Below are 26,171 nucleotides of genomic sequence, written 5' to 3' on the forward strand. Positions count from 1 at the left end.
TAATATTAAAAAAAGAATATGGAACAAATAAACATGAAGGGATATCTGCAAAAAGTGATGGACTTAGCCATTGACGGGAACACGAAGTGTATCATTTCGTTTGAGCACACAACAACTCCCGAATACTGGTTTCAGTTTACCTGGGATATGCTGAATGTATATTATCCTTTTACCAACGACCCCACCATACAGCTAAAGCAATGGGATTTGGATACATATGAGAAAGATGACCTGAGCCTGGTCGATTGGAAAGCAAACGAGTATTGTACGTAGGAGCGTGATCCAGGCAATCTGGATGCCGCGGCTGATTTTATCATGCAGTATTTGAAAAAAGCACTGGGCAAAGATGATAGCGTTGCATCATGGAAAATTATTGAATCATAACAACAATCTTGTAATATGTTTTTTTAATGAGAAAAGCAGGCTCTGGCAGCCTGAGTGCATGGATAGTGCATCAATAGTGCATGAGGAGTGCATGAGGAGTGCATGCGAACAGTATAGATAGTGCATGGATAGTCCATCAGATACCCATGTCCGAAGTATCGCAGAGGCATCCGGGAAGTAACCTTACCAGCACTTCTTACTTCTCAGAAGGAAATATAGGCTTTGTTCCGTTTTGTACAATTTAAAGGATGGTGACTGTTCTAATTTTACATTCAGAAACAAAATCACCTCAATTAAATTGTAAATTATGAAACGGAATTTTCTTAGTATAAAAAAGATCCTCCTTCTGGTGGCAATGGCCGCACTTTGGTTATCTCAGGCAGTGGCAGCGCCCACCGACACCGTACTCCGCCTATTCAGTCAGGCATTTCCCGATGCGAAATGTACCCGGTGGGTGGAAGACAATGAATACTACATCGTTTCTTTCACCAGGGATGAAACGCAGTGCAGAATATGGTACGATAAAGCAGGTACGCTCGTTTACGCTTTACGCTACTGCGGGGAAAGTGAATTACCTCTGAGTGTGTTGCTAACGGTAAAGAAAGAATATGCTGACAAACACATCGCCGGCGTTACAGAGCTTACAAATAAAAACGGCGTTTCGTATGAACTTTTGCTGAGTGATAATAAGAAGTGGTACGTGGTGAAGTCCAGCTCTGATGGCGATATGTACCTGAAATATGCGATGAAGAAACAGTAGTAACAGCGCTTCCCAATCCCCTCTATTTTGGAATAAAACGTCCCTGCTATTATCGTTATTGTGCAGAAAAAAATATAGTTAAGAAACGGTGTTTTGACGCGTCATACCTTGTATTTTTGACGGCATAGCACATTCTTCACTTAATTTTTTACCAGTAAAAGGAGGGACAACATATGGATCAATTTGTACTTGGTTTTCAGGAGATCAACAGCACAAAACTGATGCTAGTGGGAGGAAAGGGCGCCAATCTGGGCGAACTGTCCGGGATAGAGGGGATACAGGTGCCGGGAGGCTTTTGTGTTACTACAGAAGCGTATAAAAAAGTAACCGGAAATAATGAAGCGCTTAACAGCTTGCTGAGTGAATTAACAAGGTTTAATGCAGAAGAGCGGGAAAGGATCCGTGAACTGGGCGCAAAAATCCGTATGGTCATCGAAAGAATACCTATTGCAGAGGACATCGCCGGAGAGATTGGCGCCTATCTCACAAAGTTTGATGAAAAAGACGCCTTTGCCGTGCGTTCCAGCGCTACAGCGGAAGACCTGCCCACGGCATCCTTTGCCGGGCAGCAGGATACCTACCTGAACATTACCGGGAAACCGGCCATCCTGAAGCACATCAGCAAATGTTGGGCTTCCCTGTTCACAGATCGTGCAATCATCTACCGGATACAAAACGGATTTGATCACAGCCAGGTTTATTTATCTGTTGTTGTTCAGAAAATGGTTTTCCCACAGGCTTCCGGAATTTTATTTACGGCTGATCCGGTTACCGCTAACCGGAAGCAGCTCTCCATCGATGCAGGTTTTGGACTTGGAGAAGCACTGGTTTCCGGTCTGGTATCTGCCGATTGCTATAAGGTACAGGAGGGGGAAATTACCGGTAAGATGATAGGAACCAAAAAACTGGCCATCTATGGAAAAGAAGAAGGAGGAACAGTGACCCGCCAACTCAGCCCTGATCAGCAAAAGATGCAGGTACTTACTGATCAGCAAATTTTACAGCTGGCACATACCGGAAGAAAGATCGAGGCTTATTTTGGTAGTCCGCAGGATATTGAATGGTGCCTGGCAGATGATACATTTTATATTGTTCAGAGCAGGCCAATCACTACATTATACCCGGTCCCTGAAGTGGATGACCAGGGAAATCACGTGTATATATCTGTCGGTCATCAGCAAATGATGACGGATCCTATGAAACCACTGGGATTGTCTTTATGGCAACTGACCGCTTCCCGGCCAATGTTTAAAGCCGGTGGAAGATTGTTTGTTGATATTACGGATAGCCTGGCCACGCCCACCGGCAGAAAAACGATGATAGATGCCATCGGACAACACGAGCCGCTCATAAAAGACGCATTGATAACCATCACGGAGCGGGAAGGTTTTATAAAGCCGCTACCCGATAACAAAGTGTTGAACCCTGCCCTGACCAGTAGTGGTAAATCGGCCGCAGATATCCTGGACCGGATTAAAAATGATCCGGCGATCGTTTCGGATCTGATCCGGCGTTTTCAAACATCGATAGCAGCGTTAAAACAAAACATTCAAACGAAATCAGGGCCGGACTTATTTGACTTTATCCTGGAAGATAGTCAGCAATCAAAGAAGAGCTTATTTGATCCGCAAAATATGAGTGCAATCATGGCTTCTGCAGATGCTTCCATCTGGATCAATGAAAACATGAACACATGGTTAGGCGAAAAAAATGCAGCAGATACCCTTGCCCAGTCTGCCCCCAACAATATCACCTCGGAAATGGGCCTGGAGCTATTGGATGTTGCTGATGTGATCCGCCCTTACCCGGAAGTAATTAACTATTTACAACAGGTAAAGGAGGATGACTTTTTAGATGAACTGGACAGGTTTAATGGTGGACCCGAAGCGCGGAATGCTATCGATACTTATCTCAATAAATACGGAATGCGGTGTGCAGGCGAAATTGATATTACGAGAACCCGTTGGAGCGAAAACCCGGCTACACTTATTCCGATGATGCTAAGTAACATTAAAAACCTTGAGCCCGGCGCCGGCAAGCGGAAATTTGAGGAGGGGAAGCAGGAAGCCTTGAAGAAAGAACAGGAATTATTAGCCAGGTTGAGGCAATTACCGGATGGCGAACAAAAAGCCGCGGAAACAGCACAAATGATCAGCCTGCTCCGGAACTTCGCCGGTTATCGTGAGTATCCGAAATACGGCATTATTAGCCGCTTCTTCGTTTATAAGCAGGCGTTACTGAAAGAAGCGGAACAACTCCTGCGGGCCAACGTTATCCATGAAAAAGAAGATATATACTATCTCACTTTTGAAGAATTGCACGAAGTGGTACGTACCAACAAACTGGATCACCAGCTCATCTCCAAACGGAAAAACGAGTACAAATTATATGAAAAACTAACTCCTCCGCGTGTTATCACGTCTGACGGTGAAATCATAACGGGGAAGTATAAACGGGAAAATCTCCCCGCAAACGCAATCGTAGGATTGCCCGTTTCTTCGGGAGTGATAGAGGGGAGGGCACGTGTTATCCTGAACATGGAAGATGCTGATCTGGAAGCGGGAGATATATTAGTGACAGCATTTACGGACCCCAGCTGGACGCCGTTATTCGTGTCTGTAAAGGGCCTGGTCACCGAGGTAGGCGGATTGATGACCCACGGAGCGGTGATTGCACGTGAATATGGCTTACCGGCCATTGTGGGCGTAGAGAATGCCACCACGTTGATCAAAGACGGACAACGCATCCGCGTGAATGGAACGGACGGATATATAGAAATACTATAAAACAGCCGGTTAACAGGAACCGGCCGTTTGGGAAAAATCTCTTACTCATCGTGATGAACGCATCACTCCAATCCATGTACCAGCGTCATACTGCAATTGTCAGTAGAACGCCACCTGATAGCCTTCAGCGGCTGATATTCCGGATCATTGTAGCATTGCAGCGCGGCAGCTTCCGACGGAAATTTAATCACTGCATTCATCTTCTTTACCGTTCCTTCCACAGCGATGGCCTGCAGGTCTGATGCCAGTACTTCGGCGCCGTATTTATGCAATAGTTGAATAACCGGCGGACCGTACTTTGCATATTCTTCTTCATTAATGATATCGTAGCTGTTGATATAATAAACCGGCATATGATTTTTTTGAATGATCAGTAAACATATTCGGGCGGTACAATGCCCTGGTTGCGGAGATACACCGTTGCTTGTCCGCGGTGATGCGTAACATGGTCAATAGTAGCGTAGAACCCTGCCACTACCTGGTCCGACAGCGGCGTGTTTTCCATATTTTCTTTCAGTGCATCAAAAGCCTGGTTCAGGTAAGCGATGGTAGCGGCTTTGCGGGTGGTGGCAGCAGGAGGGTTCCACTCAGAGGGCTGTTGTTTGATGTAATTTTCTTCCCACCAGCCAATGCCATAGCCAATATGATGTAGTAGTTCTCCAAACGTCCATACGGCTGGTGTTGGTTTAAAAGGGTAGCCCTTTTCAGGCATCGCTTCTGCTACGCTCAGCGTATAATTTTTAGCATTTTCCAGGGTTGTTAATAATTGCGTTTTCATGATATGAAGTTTGTTACCGCAAAATTAACCGGCGGGGTAGCCATCTGTTTAAGGAAAATTGCTCTTTTTAGGAACGCATGGCGGAGGGTGATTTTCCAAACTGTTTTTTATAGGCAGCGGAGAAATGTTCAAGGCTGTTAAAGCCCGTGGAAAACGCGATATCCGTTACGGGGAGGCTGGTGTTGCGAAGCTGCAGGGTAGCCTGTTTGAGCCTTACCTGTAACATATAACTGTAAGGCGTAACGGCAGTGATCTGTTTAAAAAGACGGTTAAAATGAAACGGGCTCATATTTCCCAGCGCAGCGAGTTGCGGAAGGGTAACATTGTCGGCATAGTTTTCATTGATAAACGATTTCACGTTTTCTATCGCAGGCAGGTAATTTCTTTTTTGTTTATCATTCAATGCCGGTAAGGGATGCAGGGGATCTCCGGCAGATAACACCAGCAGGAAAAGTTCTGTCATCAGTTGCTCGGTCCATAACCGGGGGGAATGTGTTTTTTGCAGCAAACCGAATATATGCTGATGCAGGAATTCCATTTCCGGTGTAGCTTTTACCAGGATCGAGTGAATATCCGGGTTGTTGAAAAACCAGGAAAAGGTGGCGGCGTGTTCCATCAAAAGCGCCTCACTTGCTGCTTCGAAGGAAAAGATGGTGCATTGATCCGGTATGTTGTGAACGTGCGCTACCCTGTGCTCGTAGCCGGGTTTACAAAGCAGGAACAGACCGCTGTATGCATCCAGCTCATTCCTGAAAACCCGGAAACGGAAATTCCCTTTCCGGATATAGGCAATGGAAAATGTTCCCTGGTATTCTTTTTCAGATACCGCACACTCCTGGCACCGGCACAAAAAATTATGCACCGAGCAAATGGGTGATTGATAGAGTGTTTGGATATCCGCCTGCATGCTATAAAGTTATCGAAAAAAAACGGATCATATCATAGCAGCAGTCTGTTAATCTCCTTCATCAGCGTTTTCTTTTCTGCTGTTGATTTTGTGAGACAGATGGCTTGCTGGTAATGGGCAATCGCTTTATCTGTATCGGTTTCCGCATACAGATAGCCCAACAGGGAATGATAATGGCTATTATTGCTCAGGCCAAGTTTTTCCGCTTCCTGTATGCCGGGTTGATGTCCATAAACTTTCGCAAAGGCAAAGGTCCGGTTCAGTGCGGTCATCGGGGAGTATTCAATTAATATCAGCTGGTTATACAGCTGCAGGATGTGCGACCATTTGTTGTTATCGGTGGGCGTGGTATGCCAGTAGGCAATGCCTGCTTCGAGGTGATATTTTGATACTTCATTTCCTGAGCAGGCATTTACGAGGTAGTAGTTGCCTTGTTCAATGAGTTCTTTACTCCACAGGTTTTTATCCTGTTGTTCATAAAGTACGGTTTCTCCTTCGTTGTTGGCCCTGGCATCCAGCCGGGAGCTTTGAAAGCACATCAGTGCCAGCAGCGCGTTGGATTGGGTGGTGTTGGTGAGCGGGTTTTCGGTGAGTATCAGCGCCAGCCTGATTGCTTCTGAGCAAAGGTCTTTCCGGATGAGGTGATTATTGGATTTGGAAAAGTAGCCTTCATTAAACAAAAGATAAAGGGTTCTTAAAACAACGTCCAGTCTTTCTTTTATTGTTGCTTCCTGTAGCTGCCGGATCTGGAAGTTATCGTTGCGCAGATTGCTTCTGGCCCTGAGCAATCTTTTTTTAATAGTTTCTGTTTTAGAGAGAAAGGCATCTGCAATTTCTTCTACACTGAATCCGCAAAGGACCTGGAGGGCAAGACAGATCTGTGATTCCGCGGAGTTAGCGGGATTACAAACGGCGAAGATCATAGCCAGCTGGCTGTCGCTGATGGTTTGCGGGTTGAAATCAAAGTCGGGTTCCACCTGTGTTTCACCGCTTGTAAGAGCGCCTTTTACCTGTTTTTCAAAGATGGAAATATGTTTGAGATAATCTTTCGTTTTATTTTTTGCAACGGTGTACAACCAGGCGGTAGGGTTTTCGGGGATACCCTGTGCGCTCCATACTTCGGTAGCTTTTAAAAAAGTTTCGCTTACAATGTCTTCGGCTGTTTCCATGTGCTGTAAGCCAAAAAGACGGCATAATACTGCCGTCATTTTGGAATACTCCAACCGGAATAACTGGGGTAAAAGTTCTGAGGTGTTTGCTGCCATTGGCGTTAGCTTTTCTCTTCCGGTCTGAGTATGGCCCTTACTTCCACATTACCGCCGGCTTTAAGTACCGGGTTGGCCTGGGCAAAGGCAACCGCTTCTTCAATATTGGCTGCTTTTAAGATCATATAGCCGCTGATAAATTCTTTGATTTCCGTGTAGGGACCATCCGTTACCATATCTGGTTTCACCGTTTTAGCATCGCTGGCAGATAACCGGTTGCCTTTATCAGCCAGTTTGTTCTGGGCGGCAATACCCGCCAGCCAGTTCATTCTTTCCTGTAGCTGTTCAGGTGATGGGTTGTCGTGGGAGTTGGTGCTGTTTCTGAAAATTAATATGAATTCTCTCATTGCTGAATGTTTTATGGTTTCGTTTTAATAACGACCGGCTATTCATGACGGGGACAAATAACTTCATTTTTTTCGTCCGGTAAAAAATACTTTCCAACCTTCAGGCTTTTAGCTCCATATCGTACCGGTCGAGCCCGGGGCCATAGGAATCTTTTGTGATGCTGGTAACCACAAACCCCAGTTTCCCGAAAAAAGGGTAGGAGTGTTGCGTGGTATCGAGCCTGATACGGCATAGCGGGCATATCGACTGAATCACATGTACCCGGTACAGGAATAGTTGTTTGCCATATCCCTGTTTATGCAAGGCATGCGTGATGAGGCCCCAGGTCATGGATGCTTCCTGTTTTGCGGTATCGATATAATAACCTCCGCAACCAATTACCTGTTCTTCCAGGGTAGCTACATAATATTGTTCGTTGTTATTTTTTGGGGGAGATGTATACCGGGCGTCCTGCTTCCGGAGCCATTCTTCAAAGTCGGGTAATTCTGCCGGTGCGAAAAAGCCAGGCATATTACTTTTAAATGCAGCTACACATGCCGGTTTATCGGAGGGCGTATATGGTCTGATGATCATGGACATTTGTCATAAAATGAATAACGGGAAGTTAGGATTTAAATATCAGCCGGAGAAAAAAGACCCGGGAACAAGCCCCGCTTTTGCTTCCGTCAGGAAAAAGTATAACAGCAGAATACAGGCATCTTCCTGTATTATTAAAATTAATTGTCAAATTGACGATTAATAAAATAGTTTTATTATTTTTCCTGTCAGAACGATGCCGGCTACCCCGCCGGGCAGATTTTAAAACTCAATTCACGTTATGAAAATGAATCTAAGAAAAGACATACTCTTTATGTTCCTCATTGGCCTGTTGGGTACACATCTGGCGGACGCACAAACAAAACGTAAAGCAGGCAAGCCTATTTCCGCCGATCTGTTCGGGATTTTCTTTGAAGATATCAGCTATGCAGCAGATGGCGGCCTGTATGCGGAATTGATCCAGAACAGGTCGTTTGAGTATACCCCGGCCGACAGGTGGGGCTGGCATTCCTTTACCGCCTGGGAATACGTAACCAAAGGCTTTGGTTATGGCGCCGTGAATGTGGAAAGCAAATCGCCCATTCATCCCAATAATCCGCATTACGTAGTGCTCACCATCGAGGAACCCGGCCAGGAAGGCATCGGGTTACAGAACAACGGCTTCGATGGCATTGCTATAAAAAAGGGCGAGCAATATAACTTTTCGGTATTTACCCGGTTGCTGTCGGCAACCCCCATTCCAGTATCAGTACAGTTGCGCAGCCGGAAGGGTGAGGTATACGGAGAAGTAAGTTTTACTGCGGATGCAAAGGAATGGAAAAAAAACAGCGGCGTTCTCACCGCGCAACAAACAGCCGATAGCGCTGTGCTGGTGATGGTAGCCAAAGCGCCCGGCAGCCTGGCGATAGATATGGTTTCCCTGTTCCCGGCCAATACTTTTCACGGCCGGCCAAACGGGCTTAGAGCCGATCTGGGACAAGCCATCGCAGACTTAAAACCCAGGTTTATGCGCTTCCCCGGCGGTTGCCTCGTGCATGGCGACGGCCTCGAAAATATGTACCGCTGGAAGAATACCATCGGTCCTGTAGAAGAAAGAAAAGCACAGCGAAATATATGGAGCTATCATCAGTCGCTCGGACTCGGGTATTTCGAGTACTTCCAGTTTTGTGAAGACATTGGTGCCAAACCCTTACCCGTAGTACCTGCAGCGGTGAGCTGCCAGAACTCCGGCGGCACCTGGCGCATTGGCGGCACCGGGCAAAAAGGATTGCCCCTTGATGAAATGCCTGCGTATATCAATGAAATACTGGACCTGATTGAATATGCCAACGGACCGGCTACTTCCACCTGGGGCGCCAAAAGGGCTGCTGCAGGGCATCCTGCGCCGTTTCACCTGGAATACCTGGCCGTCGGCAACGAAGACAAACAAACCCCCGCTTTCAGGGAACGCTTTAAATTAATTGAAGCGGCAGTAAAACAAAAGCATCCGGAAATCACACTTATCGGAACTGTAGGTCCCGCGCCGGCAGGGGAAGACTTTGAGGCAGGATGGGCGTTTGCCGATAAAAATGCGTTACAGATAGTAGATGAGCATTACTACGAAAAACCTGAATGGTTCCTGGAAAATAAAAACCGCTATGATTCATACAACCGTAATAAATCCAAAGTATACTTGGGAGAATATGCCTCCAGGGGAAATACCTGGTTCAACGCCCTGGCCGAAGCGGTGTACATGACGGCCCTGGAACGCAATGGCGACGTGGTACGGCTATCGTCTTACGCCCCGCTGCTGGCCCGCACCGGTCATACTTCCTGGAACCCGAACCTTATTTATTTCACAGGCACCACTATCACGCGTACGCCAAATTATTATGTACAGCACCTGTTTTCAAACAATGCCGGCGATACTTATTACCCGGATGTCATCACGCTGAATAATAACAAAAATACAGGTGTATCTTGCGTGAAAGACAGTAAAAGCGGTGATCTCATTATTAAACTGGTGAACGCCGGCGAAACCAGCGTAGCTGCCAAAGCCAACCTGGCAGGCCTGGTGGCGCGGCATACCAATGCAGCGGTAACGGTGTTGACAGAGAATGTAACGGATAAAAATGCAGCGGTTACATCGGCCACTGATAAACTGGAAGTTGATAAGGTGATCAGCTATGAAGTAGCTCCCCGCTCCGTGGCGCTTATCAGGATTCCGGCAAATAAATAAAGTGGGGGAGCGGATGTTGTCTTTCTCAGGATTAAACTGATTGTACTGATTAGCTTGATTTGACTTTTGGGATTTTAAAAGATTTGGGGAGATATAAGCGGATATTTTTGCTTATATCTCCCCGAATCTTTTAAAATCAAAAGTGATCAAATCCCTGAATCAGTACAATCAGTTTAATCCTGAGAAAGACAAAATCCGCGGTATTATCAACCATTCTTTTTATTTTAGATTCAAAATACCTTTGCGGTTAAATGGGGGTAGACAACAGTTATACAGACGAGGAATTAATACAATTGCTGCAAACCGGCAATGAGCCTGCATTTAACCTGTTGTTTGAACGTTACCGGGATAAGCTGTATTATTATCTCATCACCATTGTGAAGGCGCCGGAAATTGCAGAAGAGATAGTAACCGACATCTTTGTAAAGTTCTGGATCGGGAAAGAGCTGTTGCATAATATCCGGAACCTGGAAAGCTTTTTACACAAAGTAGCGTATCACAAAGCGCTTGATTTTCTCCGCACCACTGCCCGTCACGCCCGGTTACAGCAAATATATATCGACCGCCAGGAGCCGGCCTTCCAGAGAGGAGCCGATGAACTGCTGATAGATGCCGAATGCCGGCAGTTATTACTCCAGGCCATTAACCAGTTGCCTCCGCAAAGGAAGCTGATCTACGCCATGAGCCGTGAACAGGGGCTTACCCACCGGCAGATAGCGGAAGCGCTGCGGCTGTCGCCCAGTACGGTCAAAAACAGCATGGTAGCGGCTACCCGGTCTATCAGCGACTTCCTGCGCAGGCATCATTCCAGCAAAGCTGCCTTGAACCTCTTCTTTATCAGCTGATCAGAAAGTCTTTTAAATTTTTTTTCGGGAGAAGTAGTCCTGTTTTTTCCTTCGTGCCGTCTTATGAGGTATAAGCACGTTATATGTCCTCCGATCCAACAAGACTTCGATACCTGTTCCACCTGTTTGTGAATGACAGCGGCACGCCGGAAGAGATCCGTGAGTTCTGGCAGCTGGTGGGCGACCTGGAAAACGACGACCCTGTAAAAGAAGAACTGTGGCAGTTATGGGGAAAAACGCCCCATGATAAGTTTGCCCGGAAAACAGATTGGGATCAAACGCTCATGCATATACGCTCTGGCATACACGAATGGGAACAACAACAGCCTGCGTACCAGCAACCACGTCACAACTCCTGGCTGGCTGCCGCAGCGGTAGCAGCTTTCCTGTTGCTTGCCGGCGGCGCCTACCTGTGGCTGCGTCAGCCGGAGAAGCCCCGGCTGGCCGTCGCACCGGACGTACCGGCAATTGTGCCTGGCCACGAAGGCGCTATCCTTACCTTATCCGACGGCAGCACCGTGGTACTCGATAGCCTCGGCAACGGGGTAGTGGCGAAGCAAAACGGTACACAGGTAACGTTGAACAACGGCCGCCTGGCTTATAACAGCGAAGCCATTTCCGGTACCGGGGGCATGAGTTATAACACCATGACTACCCCCCGCGGCAGGCAGTTTCAACTGGTATTACCGGATGGTACCAAAGTATGGCTCAATGCGGAGTCGTCGCTCCGCTATCCCGTGGCTTTTAATGCCGGCGAACGGCGCGTGAACCTCACCGGGGAAGCCTATTTTGAAGTAGCCGCGAATGCATCTGCCCCGTTTAACGTATCGGTAGCCAACATGGAAGTAGCCGTGCTGGGTACCCGCTTTAATATTATGGCGTACAAAGAAGCAGCAGAGATCCAATCCACCCTGCTGGAAGGCGTTGTGAAAGTAAGTAAAGGAACCGTGAGCAAATTATTGCAACCGGGGCAACAGGCAGGATTATCTAAAAATAACAACCAATTCACTATTTCCCGTCCGGACCTCCCCGGTGTAACGGCCTGGAAGGATGGCATTTTCCGGTTCCGGTCAGAGAATATTGTTACCATCATGCAGCAGCTGGCACGCTGGTATGATATAGAACCGGTGTTTGAAGGTAACCTGTCTGCAAAAAATTTTTCCGGTACTATTTCCCGGAAAAGCAGTCTGACAGAGGTATTACAGATGCTTGAACTAACAGAAGATATACACTTTGAAATTAAAGGAAGAAAGGTAATGGTTTCTTCCCTGTAACACATTTTTTTTCCACGGTAAATGAAAAACGATTCCATCACGATGAAAAACGTCCACGTATGAGTGAATAATACACCCGTTCCCGTTAGTGATTGCCAAAAAGAAACCAGGAGCGGTTGCAACGCCCCTGGCAAGTAATTGGGCAATCCGACAACACCCATTTGTAAAAGATTGCTTAACGGATAAACCCAACCTGAACAAAAATATGAAATTCTACACTAAGTGTAAGGGGGAGCCTTTGCCTGGCTTGTCGTTCCCTAAAATGTTCCTCGTTATGAAAATGATCTTCGTTTTGATGGTCGGTGTTTGTATGCATGCCTTTGCGCATGTATCTGCCCAATCTGTTACGATTTCAAAAAAGAATGTATCGCTGGAGGAAGTGTTTGATGCCGTGCAGCAGCAAACCGGTTATTTTTTCTGGTATAATACAGAACTGGTGCGGCGTACCGGCAAAGTGGATATAGATGTGCAAAGCGCGTCTGTTACTGACCTGCTGGAAATTTGCCTGAAAGACAAACCGCTCTGGTACACTATCTCCGGGAAAACAATTGTTATCAAACGAAAACGCGTGTTTGTGGAGGAGCAGCCGGCTCCCAAAGAAATTATAAAAGGAAAAGTAACGGCTGCCGGTGGCCCGCCACTGTCGGGCGTTACCGTTAAAGAAAAAGATGTGGCCAATGGTACGCTTACCAATGAAAACGGGGAGTTTGAACTGAAAAATGTTTCTCCCGGTGCAACGCTGGTGTTTAGTTATATTGGGTACGATACAAGGGAAACAACGCTGACCGGCAGCGACTTTCTGCTGGTGAATCTTACGCCTTCCCTGTCCGGCCTCGATGCAGTGGTAGTAGTAGGTTATGGTACACAGAAAAGGGGAGATGTAACGGGCGCTATTTCTTCCGTATCATCCAAAGCACTGAGAGAAGTGGCCGTAACCAATGTGCAGCAAATGCTGCAGGGACGGGTACCCGGCGTATACGTAAACAATACCGGTAACAAACCCGGCTCTCAGCCATCCGTGCTGATCAGGGGCGTACGGTCGTTCAGCGCAGGGAATGATCCGCTGTATGTAGTGGACGGTATCCCATTGTCTGGTGGGTTAAACGATATCAACCCGGATGACATTGAGTCGATCGATGTATTAAAAGATGCCTCCGCTACCGCCATCTATGGTTCCCGCGGCGCCAACGGCGTATTGATCATCACCACCCGGAGAGGAAAGCCCGGACCCGCCGTGGTCAGTTACAATTCCTATCTCAACATATCCGATGTAACCAGGAAGGCCAATATGATGAACGGGCCGCAGTTTGCAGCATACCGCCGGGAAGCCAACCGCGCTGTTGGCCGCTACAATGATGCAGACCCCAATGCAGACGAAAAGATTTTCGACAAAGGGGAGCTGGCAGCTATCGCAAACGGCTCCACTACCGATTATCAGCAGCTGATATTACGTACCGGTATCGCACAAAACCACGAACTGAGCGTATCCGGCGGCAACGATAATACGCTCTTTAACATCTCCCTGGGATATTTCAGTGATAAAGGATACATCCGCATACAGGACTTTACACGGTATACCACGCGCATTAATATTGACCAGAAGATAGGCCGCCGCATTAAAGCGGGCATGTCTACCCTGGGCACTTTCAGCGTATCTAATGGCATCGATGTAAACCCTTTTTATGCTGCGCTCACCACTTCGCCTTTAAGTGCAGCCTTTGATAGCACCGGGAAAATAAATATGCGCCCTTCGTCGGATCAGTTGCAGGTAAACCCGATGGTAGACCTGGAGCCCGGAGCAGTAGTGAACCGCAATAAACGTTTCCGTATTCTCAGCAGCATATACGGAGAAGCGGACCTGGCGCCCGGCCTGAAGTTCAGGATGAACTTCGCCCCGGATCTCACAGAAAGCAGAACCGGTAACTACCGCGGTGCTACATCCACTTTCCAGAACGGTGCAGCACCCGCAGCAAATAACAGCGAAACATTTACGCTGTCATATACCTGGGAAAACATGCTTACCTATAACAAAGTATTTGCCCGTAAACATAAACTGAATGTAACCGGCTTATACAGTCTCCAGAACTTCAACAGCGAAAGCAGCAGCGGTAGTGTGAAAGACCTGCCCACCGGGCTGGATTCCATCCTCTATTATAACGTGGGCGCCGGCGCCACCATTACCGGTATTGGCAGTGGTTACAACCGCTGGAGCATCTTATCCTGGATGGGCCGCGTGAACTATGCTTTCGACGACCGTTTCCTGTTAACGCTTACCGGCCGCGCCGATGGATCATCAAAGTTCGCCGGAAAGAACAAATGGGGCTTCTTCCCGGCAGTAGCACTGGGATGGAATATCAGTAACGAAGATTTTTTTAGTAAGAAGAACTGGCTGAACAACCTGAAACTGCGACTCAGCTACGGACAGAATGGTAATGCCGGGATAGATCCCTACCAGACGAGGGCATTGTTGTCACGTACGTCGTACGACTGGGACGGGGTGGCCGCCTTTGGCTACCGGCCCGCCAGTTTGAGTAATGGCTCCCTCAGGTGGGAAACCACCCGGTCGGCCAATGCGGGCCTCGATTTTGGTGTCCTTAATAACAGGATTACCGGTACCGTGGATGTATACCAATCCAAAACTACTGACCTCCTGTTGCCACGATTGCTGCCCATTACTTCCGGTTATGCTACTATCACTTCCAATGTCGGTTCTACCAGTAATTCGGGTATTGAATTCGCCGTATCGTCTGTAAATATCGAAGCAAAGCAGGAAGGAGGTTTTGAATGGAGCACCGATTTTAATATGGCTTACAATAAGGAAAAGATCCTTTCCCTGTCGCAGGGAAAAGTAGATGACATAGGCAATGCCCGCTTTATCGGGGAACCGCTCGGCGTGTATTTCGATTATGTAAAAACAGGCATCTGGCAAACCGGCGAGGAGCAACAGGCGGCGCAATACAGTTCTGCAGTAGGACAAATAAAAGTGAGTGATCTGAACAACAGTAAAAAAATAGATGCAGGCGACCGTATAATCCTGGGCCAGGTAAGACCCAAATGGACCGGAGGCATCACCAGCCGCTTTAGTTACCGCGGTTTTGATTTGTCAGTTTTTCTTAACGGTGCATTCGGACACCTGGTAAAAGATCCGCTGCGCAGCGGTAACACCTTTGCACTCGAAGGACGGTACAACACCGTAAACGTGGACTACTGGACGCCGGATAACCCGGTGAATACCTATCCGCGGCCACGTGCCGGACAAGGACAGGGGCCGGTTTTCGGCAGCACGCTTACCTATTTTAAAGGCGATTACCTGCGGATCAAAAATATCAACCTGGGCTACCGCCTGCCAGGCAGCACACTGAAACATGCCGGTATACAATCTTTTCGTATATACGCCAACGTGCAAAATCCGTATGTGTTCTCGTCCTTCGTACACAAGGATCAGGGGATAGATCCTGAAATCCTCAGTCAGCCTTTTTATGTGAACTATGTATTTGGCATCAACCTCACTTTCTAAATTCCGTTTATGAAGCCGATTTGCTTTATTATCATCATATTCGCCTGTTTTACTTCTTCCTGTTATAAACAACTGAATGAGGATATGCGTTCCGGTATCCCGGATAACTACCTCAATACGCCGGAGGGCTTTAACGCCGGCGTAAACAGCGCTTACAGCTATTTGCGCGCCTGGTATGGTAACCAGATGGGCGCACAGTTAACCGTGTACGGTACCGATACTTATATGTGCGGCAGCGGGGAGCTGGCATTGGATGCCTATAACTTCAACCTTACGCCCGGCAGGGGATTTATTTCCAGTCCGTGGAATGATCTCAACCTGGCGGTGAACGCCTGCAACGCTGTGATCACGAGGGCGCCGCTGGTACCCATTGCAGAAGGAACGCGGAATGCAAGGGTGGGAGAAGTACGTTTCCTGCGCGCTATGTATTATTTCCTGCTGGTGCAAACCTGGGGACCGGTGAACCTGTCGCTCACAGAAACTACCGAAGTAACTACGGTGGCACACCGCACACCCATTGACAGCGTATACAAAGCCATCATTGCGGATCTGCAGTTTGCCATCGCCAACCTGGGCGCCACCACTACGGAGTATGGCCGCGCTACAAAACCGGCAGCAGAAAACCTGCTGGCGAAAGTATACCTCACCCGGGCAGGCACCACCGCCCGGCAGCCAGGCGATTACCAGCAGGCCGCTACGCTGGCAAAAAATGTGATCAGTAATTATAAATACCAGCTGCTGAATAATTTTTCAGATGTGTTTGCACAGGGTAGCGGAGAGAAGAATCCCGAAGTTATTTTTGCCGTACAATACAGTAAAAATGTATTGACCAATGGCGTTGGCAATCAAACTCACCTGTTCTTTATTATGAGCTATACTTCCCTGCCGGGAATGGCCAGGGATCTCGCTAACGGAAGACCGTATTCGTATTTCAGACCTACCCGTTTCACCACGGACACATTGTTCGATAAGGCACACGACAGTCGCTACGAAAAGAGTTTTGTTACAGTATATTATTGTAATAACCCTGGCGCCTATACGATTAACGGTAAACGTGTAACCCTGCAATTGGGTGATACCGCCGCTTATTTTCCTGGGCGTGAATATACCTCCGCAGAAAGGAATGCAGTTAACTATACCGTTATTGCTCCCAGTCAGTATAACCAAACCAATTTTCCAACGCTGACAAAGTTCCTCGATCCGCAACGCCCCGACATTAACAACGAAGCTGGTTCCCGCGATTTTATTGTTTCCCGCCTGGCGGAAACGTACCTCGTGGCAGCAGAAGCGCTGATGATGAGCGGCCAGGCTGCAGAAGCAGTGCCGTATGTAAACGCCGTGCGCAAACGTGCCGCCAAACCCGGCGCCACTGCAGAAGAAACGGCTGCCAACCAGTCTGCTATGGAAATAACTGCCTCCGACCTCAACATCGATTTTATCCTGGACGAAAGAGAACGGGAACTACTTGGTGAACATCACCGGTGGTTTGACCTGGTTCGTACCGGGAAATTGCTGGAAAGGGTACGGCTGCATAATCCGACCGGTGCACCAAATATTAAACCCTTTCATGTACTAAGACCTATACCGCAGGATCAGATAGATAAAACAGCAGGTGGTATCTCTGCATTTCCACAAAATGACGGCTATTGATAATGTAACATCTTAAAAAACATTTTATGATCAACCAAATTATTCGCTGCATTACTATATGCATTACTTTCCTGTTGCCCTACATCACCCTTTCCGCACAAACAGGAAGTCCCTGGGGCGTTTGTGCACATGCACAAAAAAATCCGGAGTGGCCTATGATTGATAATGAACTGCTGAAATGCCAGCAGGCAGGCATCAAATGGATGCGGGTAGATATACAATTCTCCTACGTATGCGCTACCGCCGGTGTTATGCAGTTCAGCAGGTATGATTCGCTACTGCTCAAATGCCGGCAGTATGGTATCCAGATCCTTCCCATCTTACAGGCGTTTGATTCGGAGATTACCAAACCCCGGCCGGATATGGTGCCTATTTATAATCACCTGCCCGAATGGCGGGCGTTTGTAAATGCAGTGGTAACCCGCTATCACGGCGATATGAAATACTGGGAGATCTGGAATGAACAGGATGGCGGCTTCTGGAAACCCAGTCCCAATGCAACGCAATACGTACCGGTGCTGAAAGCAGCCTATGAAGAAATAAAGAGTATTGACACGGCCTGCGCGGTGATCGTTGGCGGTCTTTCCGGATGGAATACTGACTACCTGAAAAGCATGTACAACGCCGGTGCAAAAGGCTACTTCGATAAAATAGCTGTTCATCCCTATGGCTATGCAACAGACAAAAGCGCCCGGATCATCCGTATGCGGAACGACTTCTATGCAGAAATGAAACTGCGCGGCGATTCGGGTATGCCTGTCTGGATCACGGAGTCCGGCGGCTCCTCCTTTGTGGCGCCTACCATCCAGAAGCAGCCGCAGTTTGTTGTTAAAGCCATTCGTTATGCTTTGCATAAGTTAGGAAAAGATACTACCTCTTTCAAAGTAGGGATTGCGGTATCACCCAGGGTTCCTAATCTCGATGAGGTGGAAACGTGGCGTTCGTGGTTGCCGGGTATCACCCTGGAGCCTATCCCGTTCAGCGAGCTGGCCACTGTTGATCCCGCGGAGTTCCCCGTGATACTCGGTTCTGAGTCCACCACCACCGATCAGCCCCTGCTGGAGCCCCTGCGTAATTATGTGATCAACGGCGGATTAATGCTGGCGGTGAATGTATTGCCGTTCTATTATACCGGTATTCAGAACCCGGATGGTACCTGGAGCAATGTATCGCAAACAGGGATTACCTATCCTTATTTCAGGCTGGGCTTTGAAGCTTTCTGGACCAAACCCGGTATACCGCAAAGTACTACCAGGATTGCTGTAAGTCCTGATGCCCTGGCAGGAGGAGTGCCGGCCTTATCCAATGTACTTGTTGATCGTTTTATCAGCCCCAAAAACCTCCAGCCGGGCGATACCTATTATCCCATCATTCATGCGTACAACAGTACCGATGTAAATGTAGGAGAAGCCATGTCGCTGTTTACTTATGGCGATTGGCAGGGAGGTATACTCATGGGTACCGCTTCGCTGGCGGGAGGTTACTCTGAAAGCGACCAGGCCAACCTGCTGCAGCGGGTATACCTGAATTATTTATCGTTGGGGGTAGAGAAAATATTCTGGTACGACCTGCATAACGATGGCAACAATGCCGCAGATAAGGAAAGTAATTTCGGTTTGCTGAGATGGGACTTTTCACCCAAACCATCTTATAATGCCTATAAGGAAATGACGGGGTACCTGGGGAGCAATCCGGGGTTTGTTAAAAGACTTCCCACCGTTGATAATGACATCTGGGCGTTGGCGTTCCGGAAGCAGGAAGACAGCTCCGCCGTGCTGGCCGTATGGTCTGCCGATACAGCTGTTACTTATAATGTATTGCACAGAGACAGCCTCATAGCTACTTACAAAGGCGCCAAAGTACGTTTCATCGTATTGAACGATTCAATAGGCGCCTACAAAATTGGCATTCCCGGTAACCTGAGAATGGATTCCATTGCCTGGAAGCAATATGGAGATGCTGACTTTGCATTGACCGCCGGCAGTGATAACACGCTTTTGCCCGTTACCTTTTCCGGCGGCAACCCTGTGCTCACCAGGGTTTACCGGGACAGTACCGCTAATAATCAATGGAAGGTTAAAATTCTGGGCGCGGGTACCGATACCATTACCGCTACCCAGTGGGATTATAACATATATCCATCTGCAGAAAAAATTCAGAGAACACTGGTGATCAGCCCGGCCCTGTTAACGGCTACTCCGAAAGATACCAGCAGAATATACGGGATGCCCAATCCTGCTTTTGAAATAGATTACACCGGATTTGTTTATGACGATGATTCAACCGTTATCACCCAACGCCCGGTGCTAACGTCTACGGCTACACTGTATTCGTTTCCGGGGCAGTATCCGATTACTGCTGCCGGGGCTGCGGCGGCGAACTATTCGTTTATTTACAATAACGGAACGCTTACGGTGGGTGAAAGTACCAATAGCACCAAAGGAACGCCCAATGTACTCACCGGCGTATTCCTGGGTAGCACTACTTTAATGTCTAACATGTTCAGCACTTATGCAGGAACGGCATTTTATCAGCTGGTGGATTTAAGTGGAAGAAGGATCTTTGCACAAAACGTTACGCTGCGGAAGGGGATAAACCTGTTTCAGTTCCAGGTACCAAATGTTGCAAGAGGGATTTATATAGCGACAGTTACTACACCCCGCTGGCGCATTTCTGTTAAGATATTTAAATAACCACCTATAGCTATAAAATAGAGAAGGCGCCTCGTAACAAATACGGGCGCCTTCTCTTTTATACATTCAATAGTTATTCTACCGGTTGCAGATACTGCGCATAGGCATAGCCTTCTTCGCCTGCATCTGTGCGGATCAGCCACCACTGGTCGCTTTGTTTACTGATCAGCGAAACAATTTCATTGTGTGCTGCTTTTCCCACAATAGGCTGGTCGGTGCCGGGGCCTTTGCGGATATTCAGGTTAGATGACTCTGTGATCACTTTCAGTTTAGCGCCTGCTACCGCAGTAGCTACATTAATATTCATCACTACGTCGCCGGTGAGGAAGTTGGGATCAATTTTTCCGTAGATGTTCCACAGCTGGTCCTTTACAGCGCCGGTAGGCGCTTCGCCCTCTATATGCAATACGCCATCCAGTTCGTTTACTTTCAGGTTGCTGGTGCCTGCAGCCTGTGCTGCATCAATCAACTCTTTGTATTTATCCTGTAATGCTGCCATGATTATTGTATTTAAAGAGAAAGATTATTTTACTTTTAAACCGGAGGCATCTACCTTTTTAGGTTTCAGGGCATCCAGCGCCATTTTCAGTTTCTTCCAACGGTCAGCTTTTTGTTCGCCGGTAATGATAATCACTCCATCTTTAACATCCGCCTGGATACCAGGGAAGTCTTTCACAATACCTGCTACCGCTGTTTTCAGCGAATCGTCGGCAGTAACTTCTACCGGTGCTGATGGTGGCGGAGGAGGTGGGGCTACGGTAACATTGTTAACAACACTCTTAACACCCTGGTTCAGCTTAACAGCAGCTTCTGCCGCATCTTTGTCAGCCTGGCTGGCAACAGATCCGGAAAGGGTAACTACGCCATCCTTAACATCTGCACTAACGCCGGGAGAGGACTGTAATGCAGTGGTTACTGCAGCCTGTATGTCTGCATCCTTTGGTTTCGATTTGCAGGAAATCATGAACAATAGTCCCACGGAGAGGATCACTGTGGTCAGGTGTTTCAGTTTCATAATCATACTGAGGTTTTAATGATGAAAAAATACCATCTTAAGTTAAGTATCTTTTTTCATCTGGCAATAAGACTATAAGAGTTGTTTATTTTTTAATAAACGCTCCCTGTCTTTTTAACCCGATTTTAATTGGACTGTCAGCCGTATTCGATTAATTTAGGTCAACAAAAAAATTCCGGACCCATGAAGAAGTGGTACCTGTTATCATTCCTGTGCATCCTGTTTTGCACGGCATCTGCACAACAAAACGATCAGATAACCACTCAATTTTTTGAGCAACTCGGCAAAGGAAACTGGGATGGCGCCAGGGAAAATATGGATGCCAATATGAAAACAAAGGTAACGCCGGACATGCTCAAAGGGATCTGGCAACAGCTCGAACAATCCTATGGGAAATGGGAAGCGCTCATCTCCCAAAAAACAGCAAAGGAAGCCGCCTATGATATTATACTGGCAGATAACCGCTTTGGTAAGGCCATTCTCACATTCCGGGTGGTGTTCGACAACAATCACCGGATCGCCGGCTTTTTTATTGCCGGCACCAAACTTATAACTACCGCACTGCTGCCTTATGAAGAAACGGATACGGTGGTTACCACAGACGGTGGTATCCTGTACGGCGTGCTTACAAAGCCCGTGATGAAACAACCCTGGCCGGTGGTACTCATCATTGCAGGATCGGGCCCCACTGATCACAATGGGAATAATCCATTATCGCCTGCCACCAACGGCAACTCCTATCAGCAGCTGGCGGCGGCTTTGGCGGCCAATGGTATTGCTTCCGTGCGTTACGACAAACGGGGTATCGGCCAAAGTACCGGCTTCAAAAAAAGTAGCAGCGCCACCTCGCTCGATGATTATACGGATGATGCCATTGCGTGGATAGATCACCTGCAGAAAAATATGCAGCAGTTTAAAAATGTGGCGGTTATTGGTCACAGTGAAGGGGCCTTAATAGGTTTGATGGCAGCCGGCCGCAGGAGCTTCAAAAGCCTGGTATCTTTATCCGGACCAGGGGAATGTATGGATAAAGTATTGCTGGCGCAGTTAAAACCGAAACTGGCGGATTCGCTGTACAACGATGTAACCGTGATTTTAAATGAACTCCGGCAGGGTAATAATCCGCAACAGGTACCGGCGGCGTTAAGCATGCTTTTTAATCCCTCCTTATACACTTTCTGGAAAAGCACTTTTCACTATGATCCCTGTGCATTGCTGCCGGCAGTAAAGATGCCGTTTTTTATTATCGGCGGCACCAGTGATGTACAGGTACCGCCTGTGCAGGCGGATATCCTTCATAATTGCAAACCAGGTTCGCAGCTGCTGATGATCAAAGGAATGACGCATGCACTGAAAGACACCGCACCGGTTCCGGCGGGAAATCAGGCGCCGTTGCCGTTGTCAGCGCAATTAGTGCCCTCGCTGGTGAAGTTTATAATGAATTAACTGTACCGGTCGTTGCGCCAAGGGTAAGCAGTATTGGAGTAACCCCTTTCTTCCCAGAAGCCCAGTTTGTTGGTGGTGAGGAATTCAATGCGGTGAATCCATTTGGCGCCTTTCCAGGCATATAATTCAGGGGTGATCATTCTTACCGGTCCGCCGTGCTCCCTGGGCAATGGCGCGCCTTCAAAGGTATGTACCAGTAACACGTCGGGTTTCAATGCTTCTTCCAGCGACACGTTGGTGGTGTAATCGTCGTAGCCGTAACAGAGTATATGCGTGGCCGTATCTTTGGGTTGTACCAATGCAGCCAGGTCCAGCAGGCGAACGCCTACCCAGTTCATATTCAGCTTCGACCAGGTGGTAACGCAATGAAAATCGGAGGTGTCGGATGTTTGCGGAAGCGCGAGGAAGTCTTCCCAGTTTAATGTTACCGGGTGTTCCACGGCGCCGTCCAGGATAAGCTGCCATTCGTCCTTTTCAATTTCCGGCTGTATTCCCAGGTCCAGTACCGGCCATTTATGTGTGATGGTTTGCCCTACAGGTAATACCGGCATGCCATGCCGGTTAGGATTGCCGCTGCCTTTGGGTTTGTTGTCGGCTACCGATGGGGTAAGCCGCATCTTTTCCTCAAAGCGGGATTTGAGCTTCATTCTCGCTTCTACAATACGCTTTAGTTTGTCCGCCTCTTCCATAAAATAATTTTTGGGTCTTCGGGTATAAATATACGGATTTACGCCCATCAGGCGGTGCTCCCGGCATATCATCCCGGTTTACCAAACACTTCCTTATCTGAAAAAAGTATTCCTTTGTATATACTTTGTTCATACAAAGTCGTATATTGTACGTACAAAGTAAACTAAATAAACGCGCGTTATGGAGGTCATTCAAACGGTATTCCAGGAGATCATCGGTTTCCTGGGGATCTCACAATTAATAGAAGTATGTAAAACGGGGAATTACAAGGTGTTGCTTACACTAAACGGGATCTTCTCTGTTATTTCCCCGCTGGTGCCTTTCCTGCTGTTGCTGGAAATAGGGCGGGCCCTTTTTTATAAGAAGTTCAAGATCGAAGACTACAAAATGCCCTTCCTGATCTTTGTGGCCAACCGGTTCATCTCCCGGTTCATTTCTATTGCAGCGGTAGCCTTTTGTATTGGATTGCTGGAGAAATATGCGTTGATCAATACTTCTCTTAAATGGTACTGGTTTATTTACGGGTATGTGATCTGGGAGTTCTCCCACTTTATTTATCATTACTACGGGCATAAGGTGCGCTTGTTCTGGTGCCTGCACTCTACCCATCATGCGCCGCAAACCATGAACCTTTCGGTTACCTATGCGCATTTCTTCCTGGAGGCGCCTTATGCAGATGTGATCCGCACCAGTATCTGTATCCTGATGGGCGTTAATCCGCCGTTGCTTTTTATCATTATGTTTATTGACGGCACCTGGGGCTCTTTCATCCATGTGGGTGAAAACCTGATTAAAGACGGGCGTCTTGGCTTTCTCAATAAAATCATTCTCACGCCGTCGCATCACCGGGTGCATCACGCAAAGAACCCTTTGTATATGGATACCAATTTCTGTAACCTGCTTAACATCTGGGATAAAGTATTTGGTACTTTCCAGCCTGAAAAGCGGGATATGCAGATTGAATATGGTATTTCAAGGGAAATGAATCCCAACAATTTCCTGGATGTTTATTTTGGTGAACTGTACGGCTTGTGGAAGGATGTCCGGAAAGCGCCCGGTATAAAAAATAAGCTGCTGTACGTTGTAATGCCGCCGGGATGGAGCCATACCGGGGATCATAAAACGGCGAAAGTGGTGAAACAGGCGTTCCTCGAAGAGGTGCAGCATCAACCAATGAGACAAACAACAGCTGATCAGGTCATCTGATCAAAGAGGTAATACAGCGGGGATTCTTCCAGCACCACGCGGGAATTCCCCTGTGCATCTTTTTTCCATTTGATCAGCCGGATAGCGCCATCTGCTATTTCCAGCCCGGTAATATCGCCATCATTAAAACAGCAGCAGCCGGTGTTGAAATAGGAGGGGTACGCCATTGTTTTTACCAGCTGTTTGCCGGCATATTCTGCCTGTCTTGCTGCCAATGCTTTTTGTAAGATGGCAATCTCGCCGGTATCCCCCTGGGCGCGGGCTTTATCCAGTTGTTTCGTAAGCTTGTCGATGTGATCCAGTGATGCAAACACCGGTTTGTGGGTATGCCCCGAAACGAGGAATGTTTTTTTGTACTGGATGCTCCATTCGTACATCATGATATTGTGCCGGTCGGCCAGGTCGAAGGAATCGGAAAGGGTATCCATCCGGATGTCAAAAAAGCGTTGTATGGGTGTCCATATGGCGGCTACAAACCATTTGCTGAAAGCATTGCCGTCGCTGCGCAGGTCGCCCTGGTGGCCATGTGTGAGATAGATTTTGTAATCATGGTCCTGGTAGCGTGTTTGCAGGATCAGCCCTTCATATACTTTCAGTTTCTTCCCGAAGATTCCTTTCAGGAATTGCTGCCGTGGTACGGCATAATGCCACTCCAGGTCGTGGTTCCCGAATATCCGGAAGTAACGTTGCTGCTGCAGGAAGCGGGCTTCTTCCAGCAAGGTGTCGCGGTTTTCCCGGATCACGGTTGCCGGCGGGCATTCCCATAATTCCTCGCAATCGCCCAGGTTAATAAAGGTATAGCCTCTGTCGTAGTAATAACGGAGCGCGGCTACGTAATTGGCTTCTGCGGCCATAAAGTCGTCGGCGCCATCTTTTCCGCCTTTATGCTGGTCGGAGAAGATAATAAAGCGGCTATGCTCGTAATCAAAGGGAACGATCAGCCCTTTTTGCCGGTTGCCTTTCAGGATTTCTTCGTGAAGCTGGGATAGGGACGCAAATACCTGGGATTTATCCGGCTGGGATGAAAATCTGTTGGATAGCCAGATGATAGGACGTTGGAAGAATTTTTTCACTGGATGCGGCACGCTGTATTTTTTTAGGAAGGTGGCTCAGTACCTTACCACGCACAAAAATGAGCGATTATCAATAACCGCTCAGATTTTTTATTTTAATAAAGCCAGACCTGTTACAGTTTAGCTTTTTACTTCTTTCTTTACGTTAACGGCACTTGGACCTTTCTGTCCTCTCTCCACTTCAAAAGTTACCTTGTCTTTTTCTTTAATAAGTTCAGTCAGCTGGTTAATGTGTACGAACACGCTATCCTGTGTCTGCTGATCGATAATAAACCCGTAACCTTTGGACTCATTGAAAAATTTCACCACACCTCTGCGGATCAGTTCTGCTGGTTCTTCCGGCAATTGTCTGCCTGGTCCGAGCTGAATGTCTTCCACATTGATTTCCCTTTTCCTGCTTGGATCGGGTGGAGTAGAGGAGATATTACCATTCTCATCTATGTAAGCCATCATATCTTCCAGACTCTTTCCTTTACCGCTTTCTCTCTTTCGTTCTTCCTTTCTTTCCTGTTTATCCAGTCTTTGTTTCGCTTTTTTCTTTTCTTTTTCTTTTTTACCAACTGTTTCCTGGGATCTAGCCATATTTATGTATATATTTTGATACCTTACAAAGATCGGCTTTTTTTGCGTAAAAGGCCCGGAATATAAAGCAGCACAGCCTTTATGCACACGCATTTTGCCCCAGGACTCCCCATAGCGGCTATTCTATATTTTTTGCACATCGGGAAATAACTACTTCGCAATACTGATTATCATGATATTTTATTTGTGATCAGGGG

At 47.5% G+C, this 26,171-nt stretch carries 22 protein-coding genes; 11 read left to right on the forward strand and 11 right to left on the reverse strand.

The window, feature by feature from the left end; translation table 11 throughout:
* Window positions 1-18 precede the first annotated feature (18 nt).
* The 3 genes from V7S65_RS07260 to ppsA all read left to right on the forward strand — a co-directional run bounded on the left by V7S65_RS07260 (window position 19) and on the right by ppsA (window position 3,930).
* Window positions 19-273 carry a hypothetical protein gene (locus V7S65_RS07260; protein ID WP_336388693.1) on the forward strand — a complete coding sequence of 85 codons (255 nt, stop codon included), beginning with the start codon at window positions 19-21 and terminating at the stop codon, window positions 271-273.
* Window positions 274-691: 418 nt separating this feature from the next.
* Entirely contained in the window at window positions 692-1,144 is a 453-nt protein-coding gene (locus V7S65_RS07265; RefSeq protein ID WP_336388692.1) for a hypothetical protein, read from the forward strand.
* 173 nt (window positions 1,145-1,317) lie between these two features.
* Window positions 1,318-3,930 (forward strand): phosphoenolpyruvate synthase, encoded by a 2,613-nt coding sequence (ppsA, locus tag V7S65_RS07270; RefSeq protein WP_336388691.1) that lies wholly within the window; start codon window positions 1,318-1,320, stop codon window positions 3,928-3,930.
* A gap of 62 nt (window positions 3,931-3,992) precedes the next feature.
* Here the strand turns inward: ppsA and V7S65_RS07275 are convergent, their stop codons facing one another.
* The 6 genes from V7S65_RS07275 to V7S65_RS07300 all read right to left on the reverse strand — a co-directional run bounded on the left by V7S65_RS07275 (window position 3,993) and on the right by V7S65_RS07300 (window position 7,801).
* Window positions 3,993-4,283 (reverse strand): DUF1330 domain-containing protein, encoded by a 291-nt coding sequence (locus V7S65_RS07275; RefSeq protein ID WP_111578045.1) that lies wholly within the window; start codon window positions 4,281-4,283, stop codon window positions 3,993-3,995.
* A gap of 17 nt (window positions 4,284-4,300) precedes the next feature.
* Window positions 4,301-4,708, reverse strand: coding sequence for a DinB family protein (locus V7S65_RS07280; protein WP_336388690.1), 408 nt, complete (start codon window positions 4,706-4,708; stop codon window positions 4,301-4,303).
* Window positions 4,709-4,775: 67 nt separating this feature from the next.
* The gene (locus tag V7S65_RS07285) at window positions 4,776-5,615 is read right to left on the reverse strand and encodes an AraC family transcriptional regulator (protein WP_336388689.1); all 840 of its coding nucleotides are present in this window, start codon (window positions 5,613-5,615) and stop codon (window positions 4,776-4,778) included.
* Window positions 5,616-5,647: 32 nt separating this feature from the next.
* A complete protein-coding gene (locus V7S65_RS07290; protein ID WP_336388688.1) occupies window positions 5,648-6,880 on the reverse strand; it encodes an RNA polymerase sigma factor in 1,233 nt (410 codons plus the stop codon).
* 5 nt (window positions 6,881-6,885) lie between these two features.
* Window positions 6,886-7,227 carry a YciI family protein gene (locus V7S65_RS07295; RefSeq protein WP_079467499.1) on the reverse strand — a complete coding sequence of 114 codons (342 nt, stop codon included), beginning with the start codon at window positions 7,225-7,227 and terminating at the stop codon, window positions 6,886-6,888.
* A 100-nt stretch (window positions 7,228-7,327) separates the two neighbouring features.
* Window positions 7,328-7,801: a GNAT family N-acetyltransferase gene (locus V7S65_RS07300; protein ID WP_336388687.1), complete on the reverse strand. Its 474-nt coding sequence runs from the start codon at window positions 7,799-7,801 to the stop codon at window positions 7,328-7,330.
* Window positions 7,802-8,045: 244 nt separating this feature from the next.
* Between V7S65_RS07300 and V7S65_RS07305 the strand changes: the two genes are divergently transcribed.
* The 6 genes from V7S65_RS07305 (at window position 8,046) to V7S65_RS07330 (ending at window position 19,962) form a co-directional block, all read left to right on the forward strand.
* Entirely contained in the window at window positions 8,046-9,983 is a 1,938-nt protein-coding gene (locus V7S65_RS07305; RefSeq protein ID WP_336388686.1) for an alpha-L-arabinofuranosidase C-terminal domain-containing protein, read from the forward strand.
* Between the two features lie 251 nt (window positions 9,984-10,234).
* Complete coding sequence (locus tag V7S65_RS07310; protein WP_336388685.1) at window positions 10,235-10,828, forward strand: RNA polymerase sigma-70 factor; 594 nt, start codon at window positions 10,235-10,237, stop codon at window positions 10,826-10,828.
* A gap of 83 nt (window positions 10,829-10,911) precedes the next feature.
* Window positions 10,912-12,102, forward strand: a complete 1,191-nt coding sequence (locus V7S65_RS07315) for a FecR family protein (protein WP_336388684.1) — start codon at window positions 10,912-10,914, stop codon at window positions 12,100-12,102.
* A 274-nt stretch (window positions 12,103-12,376) separates the two neighbouring features.
* Window positions 12,377-15,619: a TonB-dependent receptor gene (locus V7S65_RS07320; RefSeq protein WP_336388683.1), complete on the forward strand. Its 3,243-nt coding sequence runs from the start codon at window positions 12,377-12,379 to the stop codon at window positions 15,617-15,619.
* Between the two features lie 9 nt (window positions 15,620-15,628).
* Entirely contained in the window at window positions 15,629-17,269 is a 1,641-nt protein-coding gene (locus V7S65_RS07325; protein WP_336388682.1) for a RagB/SusD family nutrient uptake outer membrane protein, read from the forward strand.
* Window positions 17,270-17,295: 26 nt separating this feature from the next.
* Window positions 17,296-19,962, forward strand: a complete 2,667-nt coding sequence (locus V7S65_RS07330) for an MBG domain-containing protein (protein WP_336388681.1) — start codon at window positions 17,296-17,298, stop codon at window positions 19,960-19,962.
* 73 nt (window positions 19,963-20,035) lie between these two features.
* On the opposite strand, the gene V7S65_RS07335 is transcribed toward V7S65_RS07330, so the two are convergent.
* Together V7S65_RS07335 and V7S65_RS07340 are read right to left on the reverse strand one after the other, a co-directional pair.
* Window positions 20,036-20,461: an SH3 domain-containing protein gene (locus V7S65_RS07335; RefSeq protein WP_079467492.1), complete on the reverse strand. Its 426-nt coding sequence runs from the start codon at window positions 20,459-20,461 to the stop codon at window positions 20,036-20,038.
* Window positions 20,462-20,485: 24 nt separating this feature from the next.
* Complete coding sequence (locus V7S65_RS07340) at window positions 20,486-20,977, reverse strand: BON domain-containing protein (RefSeq protein WP_111578478.1); 492 nt, start codon at window positions 20,975-20,977, stop codon at window positions 20,486-20,488.
* A gap of 183 nt (window positions 20,978-21,160) precedes the next feature.
* Here V7S65_RS07340 and V7S65_RS07345 point away from each other — a divergent pair, with 183 nt between their 5' ends.
* Window positions 21,161-22,423 carry an alpha/beta hydrolase gene (locus V7S65_RS07345; protein ID WP_336388680.1) on the forward strand — a complete coding sequence of 421 codons (1,263 nt, stop codon included), beginning with the start codon at window positions 21,161-21,163 and terminating at the stop codon, window positions 22,421-22,423.
* On the opposite strand, the gene V7S65_RS07350 is transcribed toward V7S65_RS07345, so the two are convergent.
* Window positions 22,420-23,112 carry a molybdopterin-dependent oxidoreductase gene (locus tag V7S65_RS07350; protein ID WP_079469929.1) on the reverse strand — a complete coding sequence of 231 codons (693 nt, stop codon included), beginning with the start codon at window positions 23,110-23,112 and terminating at the stop codon, window positions 22,420-22,422. The two genes, V7S65_RS07345 and V7S65_RS07350, sit on opposite strands and share 4 nt — an antisense overlap.
* Before the next feature lie 181 nt (window positions 23,113-23,293).
* On the opposite strand from V7S65_RS07350, the gene V7S65_RS07355 reads away from it, so the two are divergent.
* Window positions 23,294-24,319, forward strand: coding sequence for a sterol desaturase family protein (locus V7S65_RS07355; RefSeq protein WP_079467490.1), 1,026 nt, complete (start codon window positions 23,294-23,296; stop codon window positions 24,317-24,319).
* Here V7S65_RS07355 and V7S65_RS07360 read toward each other — a convergent pair.
* On the reverse strand, window positions 24,307-25,392 hold the full coding sequence (locus V7S65_RS07360) for a metallophosphoesterase (protein WP_336388679.1): 1,086 nt from the start codon (window positions 25,390-25,392) through the stop codon (window positions 24,307-24,309). The two genes, V7S65_RS07355 and V7S65_RS07360, sit on opposite strands and share 13 nt — an antisense overlap.
* Before the next feature lie 120 nt (window positions 25,393-25,512).
* Window positions 25,513-25,974, reverse strand: coding sequence for a cold-shock protein (locus V7S65_RS07365; RefSeq protein ID WP_079469927.1), 462 nt, complete (start codon window positions 25,972-25,974; stop codon window positions 25,513-25,515).
* Window positions 25,975-26,171 lie beyond the last annotated feature (197 nt).

This window comes from Chitinophaga sp. CCNWYY40 (genome assembly GCF_037483205.1).
Classification (GTDB): domain Bacteria; phylum Bacteroidota; class Bacteroidia; order Chitinophagales; family Chitinophagaceae; genus Chitinophaga; species Chitinophaga ginsengisegetis.